The organism is Acidiphilium sp. PM (assembly GCF_000219295.1).
In the GTDB taxonomy this organism is placed as follows: domain Bacteria; phylum Pseudomonadota; class Alphaproteobacteria; order Acetobacterales; family Acetobacteraceae; genus Acidiphilium; species Acidiphilium multivorum.
This window is the reverse complement of sequence record NZ_AFPR01000024.1, coordinates 1-4,726: the sequence shown is the minus strand read 5'-3', so window position 1 is coordinate 4,726 and position 4,726 is coordinate 1. Positions and strand designations below refer to the sequence as shown.

The 4,726-nt window shown below is 68.5% G+C and carries 6 protein-coding genes; all 6 read left to right on the top strand.

Annotated features, from left to right (window positions below):
- Nucleotides 1–4 precede the first annotated feature (4 nt).
- The 6 genes from APM_RS23055 (at nt 5) to APM_RS00790 (ending at nt 4,721) form a co-directional block, all read left to right on the top strand.
- Complete coding sequence (locus tag APM_RS23055) at nt 5–133, top strand: pantoate--beta-alanine ligase (RefSeq protein WP_267884483.1); 129 nt, start codon at nt 5–7, stop codon at nt 131–133.
- 159 nt (nt 134–292) lie between these two features.
- On the top strand, nt 293–1,150 hold the full coding sequence (locus tag APM_RS00810; RefSeq protein ID WP_158004983.1) for an EAL domain-containing protein: 858 nt from the start codon (nt 293–295) through the stop codon (nt 1,148–1,150).
- Between the two features lie 51 nt (nt 1,151–1,201).
- A complete protein-coding gene (locus tag APM_RS00805) occupies nt 1,202–1,534 on the top strand; it encodes a DUF3253 domain-containing protein (RefSeq protein WP_007421455.1) in 333 nt (110 codons plus the stop codon).
- Nucleotides 1,534–2,016, top strand: a complete 483-nt coding sequence (locus APM_RS00800) for a DUF1499 domain-containing protein (protein WP_007421456.1) — start codon at nt 1,534–1,536, stop codon at nt 2,014–2,016. The genes APM_RS00805 and APM_RS00800 overlap by 1 nt, the downstream gene beginning before the upstream one ends.
- Complete coding sequence (locus APM_RS00795) at nt 2,013–3,779, top strand: ABC transporter ATP-binding protein/permease (RefSeq protein ID WP_007421454.1); 1,767 nt, start codon at nt 2,013–2,015, stop codon at nt 3,777–3,779. The genes APM_RS00800 and APM_RS00795 overlap by 4 nt, the downstream gene beginning before the upstream one ends.
- A 15-nt stretch (nt 3,780–3,794) precedes the next feature.
- Nucleotides 3,795–4,721, top strand: a complete 927-nt coding sequence (locus APM_RS00790) for a glycerophosphodiester phosphodiesterase (protein WP_007421453.1) — start codon at nt 3,795–3,797, stop codon at nt 4,719–4,721.
- The last annotated feature ends 5 nt before the right edge of the window (nt 4,722–4,726 follow it).

The window sequence follows — 4,726 nt, the reverse complement described above, 5'->3', positions numbered from 1 at the left end:
CTTCATCGTCGACTATCTCGAACTGGTGGACGCCGGGACCCTCGCGCCGCTGACCGCTCCGGACGACGGCGCCCGTCTCCTCGCCGCCGCGCGGCTCGGCACGACCCGCCTGCTCGACACGGTCGCAGTCTGAAAAATCGAGACGCCGCAGGATGATGGTCGCATTTATGTTGCACCGTTAAGCTATATTTTACCTCGCTGCGCCATCATCACTGCCAGGTGTTCAGCCGTGATGGAGCAAAGGCGCTTGAGTTTACCCCAGTCTCCGGACCTTCAGCCGTCCTCTGGCCTGATGCCCGTGCAGTCGCGCCGTCCTGTCGCCGGGCGGACCGAGTCGGAGCGTCGGGAACGCGCCTCGCTTCGCCGTCTCGAGGCGGGCGAGCAGCGCAAGCGCGCCGCCCGCCTCGCCGAGGCTCTCCGCAATGACAGCTTTGTTCTGCGCTACCTGCCGCGGCTCGATCTCGCGTCCCCCGGCGATGGCTTCGTCTCGGCCGAACTGTGGCTCGGCCTGCCGAATCGCCGCCGCGGGCTCATGCCCGTGGCGCCGCTCCTCCGCGGGATCGACCGCGCGCCGCTTCGCCACGAGATGTTATGCCACACGCTGCGCATCGCGGCGGAAGAACTGGCCTGCGGGCCGCCGCGCTGGCAGATTTCGGTGCCGATGTCCGGCCATGCGCTGGCGGACGGCCTGATCGGCGAGGTCGCGCTGCAGACCTTGGATCCCCTGGGCATCGAGCCGCACCGGATCGACATCCTGATCGACGAGGCCGAACTCGTCATCGGCGGTGATCTGTTGCAACAGCAGATCGCCAGCCTGCGCGAAGCCGGAATCGGCGTCACCCTCGAAGGGTTTGGGAACGCGTTCGGCGGCCTCGCGCTGCTCTCCCGGCTCCCGTTCACCGGCCTCAAGCTCGATCGCCGGCTGGCGCATGCGCTCGTGAACGATCCGGCCGGACCGGACGTGGTGCTGATCCGTGCCGCGATCGATATTGCGCGCCGCTACGACGTCCTCGTCTCGATCGACGGGATCGAGACCGAGACGGAATTGCAGAAGGCCCGCGAACTCGGCATCGGCCAGGCTCAGGGACCGTGGGTCGGCCCGGCATTGCCGGCGGATGTGATGCGCGCGCGGCTGCGGCTGAACGGCTGAACCCGCGACCGGAACTTGCCCGAGGCCCCGATCCGGGCCAGAGAATGCGCGATGACCGCCGTTCCGCATTCCGCCAGGCCTTCCGCCCCCGCGACTCCCGACGAGGCTGGCCGCGCCATCCGCGCCACCCTTGCGGACCGCCGTCCGGGCGCCTCGATCTGTCCGACCGATGCCGCCCGCCAGATCGCCGCCGCGCGCGGCGAAACCGCGCCGGACGCCTGGCGCCGCCATCTTGCCGCCGTCCGCCGTGCCGCCGGGGATCTTGCGCGCCGGGGCGAAATCATCATCCTTCGCAAGGGCAGGGCCGTCGACCCCGACGCGATGCGCGGCGTGATCCGTCTGCGCCTGCCCGGCGTCGAGGCCGAAACAACGGAGGAAACCTGATGGCCGTTGGCATCCTGCCGCTGCTGCTGAGTCTGATCTTCCCTGCCTGCGGCAAGGCCGGGGCTGCCGGGGTCAAGCCGCCCGGTTTCGTCGATTTCACCCATCTCACGCTGCCGTCATCGCCGAACAAGGCGCTTGCAGCCCCCGCCGGCTTCATCCCGAAACCCGCCTTTGACACGCCGCGCTACGCTCTGCCCCCTGCCGCGCTTTACGCGCTGGTCGCGCGTGTCGCCGGCGCCGAGCCACGCACCTACACGCTCGACGCCTTTCCCGACCGGCTGCAGCAGGCCTGGGTGGCCCGCACGCCGGCGGCCAATTTCCCCGACGTGGTGATCGCCCAGATCCGCCCCGACCCGGCCGGCGGCAGCGATCTCATCCTCTATTCCCACTCGATCTACGGCTATTCCGATTTCGGCACGAACGCGGCGCGCCTCCAGCGCTGGCTCTCGGCGATCGGCCGGGCGGCGGAGGCCCATCCATGAAATTCCTCCGAGCGGTCGGTGCCGCGCTCGCCGATGCCTGGCGCCTCGCCAAGCCCTATTTCAGCTCGGAAGAACGCTGGGCGGCGCTGGCCCTGCTCGGCACCATCATCGCGCTCAACCTGATCTCGGTCTATCTCAACGTCCTGTTCTCCTACTGGTACAAGATCTTCTACAACGCGCTGCAGGCGAAGGACGCCGCGGGTTTCTGGCAGTCGATCTTCACCTACAAGATGATCAAGGGCTATCCCTGGTTCGTCCCCGGCTTCACCGAGATCGCGACCTTCAACATCCTGGTCGGCGTCTACGCCTTCTACCTCCAGCAGATGCTGGAGATCCGCTGGCGCCGCTGGATCACCGAGAATTTCGTCACCGACTGGCTGGGCAACCGCGCCCATTACCAGCTCAGCCTGAAGGCCGAGGCCGGCAGCCCGCTCGACAACCCCGACCAGCGCATCGCCGATGACCTGCGCAGCTTCGTCTCGAACAACCTCTCGCTCGGCATCAGCTTCATCTCGAACATCGTGAACCTGCTCAGCTTCATCTTCGTGCTCTGGTTCCTGGTGCCGCCGCTGCATCTCCTTGGTCTGGTCATCCCCGGCTACCTGGTCTGGATCGCGATCATCTACTCGCTGGTCGGCACCTACCTGACCCATGTGATCGGCTGGAAACTGATCCCGCTGAGCTTCCAGCAGCAGCAGGTCGACGCCGATTTCCGCTTCAACCTGATCCGCGTGCGCGAGAACACCGAGCAGATCGCGCTTTATGGCGGCGAGGCCGAGGAAGGCGTCGGCCTCAAGCAGCGCTTCCATGCGATCTACCTGAACTGGTGGAAGATCATGAAGCGCACCAAGGCGCTGAACTTCTTCACCATCGGCTTCAGCCAGGTGGCGATCATCTTCCCGATCCTGATCGCCGCCCCCGGTTATTTCTCCGGTCTCTTCACCCTCGGCCTGCTGCTGCAGATCAACAACATCTTCGGCAACGTGCAGGGTTCGTTCTCCTGGTTCGTCTCGTCCTACCCGCAACTGGTCGGCTGGCGCGCCACCGTGCAGCGTCTCGACGGGTTCGAGCGCGCGGTGAAGCTGGCGCACGCGCACCGGCCCGACCACGTCGCCGTGGCGGCGGATGCCGCGCTGCACGCCGAGGACCTGACCGTCTCCCTGCCGGACGGGCGCGAACTGTTCGCCGGCGCCAACCTCGCGATCGAGCGCGGCGAACCGGTCGTGATCACCGGCCCCTCCGGCACCGGCAAATCGACCCTGTTCCGCGCGCTCGCCGGCATCTGGCCGTTCGGCCGAGGCCGGGTCTCCCGGCCGTCCGGCACGGCGATGTTCCTTCCCCAGAAGCCCTATTTTCCGCTCGGCTCGCTCAAGCGCGCCGTCGCCTATCCGCAGCAGGAATACGATGTGGACGACGAGGCGGTGCGCGCCGCGCTCGATGATGTCGGTCTCGGCGGGCTCGGCCTGCGCCTTGAACATGTCGACAACTGGTCGCTCCGCATGTCCGGCGGCGAGCAGCAGCGTCTCGCTCTCGCGCGCGTGCTGGTCGCGAAGCCAGACTGGCTGTTCCTCGACGAGGCGCTGTCCGCGCTCGACGAGGAGGCCGCCGCCAGCCTCTTCGCGATGCTGCGCGCCCGCCTGCCGGCGACGCAGATCGTCTCGATCGCCCATCATGACAGCGTCATTCGCCTGCACCCGCGGCGGTTGCGGGTCAGGCGGGGCGAGGGCGGCCATGCCCGTGTCGACGAAGCCGAAACAGCCTGATCACGGAGCGACCGCATGAATGAGCGAATGCCTTCCCCGCGCCCCATGGCGTTGTTCGGCCATCGCGGCGCCCGAGGCCTGTTGCCGGAGAACACGCTGGAGGGCTTCGCGAGCATCGCCGCGCTCGACCTGACCGGCGCGGAATTCGATGTCGGCCTTACCGCCGACGGCGTCGCGGTCGTGCATCACGATCCCCGCCTCAATCCCGATATCGCGCGCGATGCCGACGGCGCCTGGCTCGCGCCGGATGCCGCCCCCCTGCTGCGCGAGCGCACCCTCGCCGATCTAGGCACCTTCGATGTCGGCCACCTGCGGCCGGGATCGGACTACGCGGCGCGCTACCCGGAGCAGACGCCCGCCGACGGCGCGCGAATTCCCACCCTCGATGCCGTGATCGCCGCGCTGTCCGGGCGGGATCTGCTGATCGAGGTGAAAACCTTCCCCGACCGTCCCGGCCTCACCGCGCCGCCCGAGCGGATCGCCCAGGCGGTGATCGCCTGCCTCAACCGGCACGACGCGCTCGACCGGGCCGTGCTCTTCGCCTTTGACTGGCGGGTGCTGCGTGCGGCGGCGGCGGCGGCGCCGGCGCTGCGCCGCTGCTGCCTGACCGAGCCGGAAACGGTCAGCGCCGGCCCGCTCTGGCTCGATGGCTGCGACCTAGGCGCATTTGGCGGCAATCTCCCGCGCGCCGTGGCTGCCACGGGCGCCGTGTGCTGGGCGCCGTTTCATGCCACGCTCGAGGAGGACGATGTCCGTGAGGCTCATGCGCTCGGCCTCGCCGTGCTGCCCTGGACGGTCAATGCGCCGGAGGCGTTTGACCGGATGATCCGGCTTGGCGTGGACGGCATGATTTCCGACCGGCCTGATCTCGCGCGCGCCGCCATCGGGCGCGCCGGCCTGCAGGTCGCCGGCCCCGGCTTCGTCGCTGCCATGGCACGCTGAATCCC